The organism is Vibrio sp. WZ-1 (assembly GCF_052037695.1).
GTDB lineage: Bacteria > Pseudomonadota > Gammaproteobacteria > Enterobacterales > Vibrionaceae > Vibrio.
The window spans coordinates 1-1,439 of the sequence record NZ_JBQEQR010000005.1 but is presented as its reverse complement, the minus strand read 5'-3'; the positions used below and the strand labels follow the sequence as shown (position 1 = coordinate 1,439).

The window sequence follows — 1,439 nt, the reverse complement described above, 5'->3', positions numbered from 1 at the left end:
CGTCTAACGCTTGCACGTCTGGATGATTATTGTTCAGCTCATAGGTCCAGTTACCCTGCTCATCGATAGAGAAAGTACCCCAGTTGCCGTCCTGAACGTCTGTTTGCGGTTGGAAGACCGCCTCACCTGCATCAGGGTCAGCCACGTTTAAGTTGCCGCTCGTGGTCAGCGTTACGTCTTCTTGCACCGCGCCTTTATCATCACCCGGTTGATCTGGCGTGATGACCGCTTTGTCGTCTGAGCCCGTGATCGTCACGACCACGTCATGAGTGGTGCCATCCGCAGACGTCACTGTCATGGTGCGGATCACCGGATCGCTATCAGCGTCTAATGCTTGCACGTCTGGGTGGCCGTTGTTCAGCTTATACGTCCAGTTACCATCAGCATCGATAGAGAACGTACCCCAGTTGTCATCTTGAACGTCGGTTTGAGGTTGGAAGACCGCTTCACCTGCATCAGGGTCGTCCACGTTTAGGCTACCACCAGTAGTCAGCGTTACGTCTTCTTGCGCTGCGCCTGCGTCATCACCCGGTTGATCTGGTGTGATGATCGCTTTGTCGTCTGAGCCCGTAATCGTCACGACCACATCATGAGTGGTGCCATCCGCAGATGTCACTGTCATGGTACGTATAACTGGATCGCTATCGGCATCTAACGCTTGCACGTCTGGGTGGCTGTTGTTCAGCTTATATGTCCAGTTACCATCGGCATCGATAGAGAAGCTACCCCAGTTGCCGTCCTGAACGTCGGTTTGCGGTTGGAAGACCGCTTCACCTGCATCAGGGTCAGCCACGTTTAAGTTACCGCTCGTGGTCAGCGTTACGTCTTCTTGCACCGCGCCAGCGTCATCACCCGGTTGATCTGGTGTGAAGACCGCTTTGTCGTCTGAGCCCGTAATCGTCACGACCACATCATGAGTGGTGCCATCCGCAGATGTCACTGTCATGGTACGAATAACTGGATCGCTATCGGCATCTAACGCTTGCACGTCTGGGTGGCTGTTGTTCAGCTTATACGTCCAGTTACCATCGGCATCGATAGAGAACGTACCCCAGTTGCCATCTTGAACGTCTGTCTGTGGTTGGAAGACCGCTTCACCTGCATCAGGGTCAGCCACGTTTAAGTTGCCGCTCGTGGTCAGCGTTACGTCTTCTTGCACCGCGCCTGCGTCATCACCCGGTTGATCTGGTGTGATGATCGCTTTGTCATCTGAGCCAATAATCGTCACGACCACATCATGAGTGGTGCCATCCGCAGATGTCACTGTCATGGTACGAATAACCGGATCGCTATCGGCATCTAACGCTTGCACGTCTGGGTGGCTGTTGTTCAGCTTATATGTCCAGTTACCATCGGCATCGATAGAGAACGTACCCCAGTTGCCATCTTGAACGTCGGTTTGAGGTTGGAAAACCGCCTCACCTGCATCAGGATCAGCC

The 1,439-nt window shown here is 53.7% G+C and carries 1 protein-coding gene; it reads right to left on the bottom strand.

Annotation, left to right across the window (positions count from 1 at the left end; translation table 11 throughout):
• The coding region (locus tag ACTS60_RS00015) for a VCBS domain-containing protein (protein ID WP_440886704.1) at nucleotides 1–1,439 on the bottom strand (1,439 nt) is incomplete at both ends.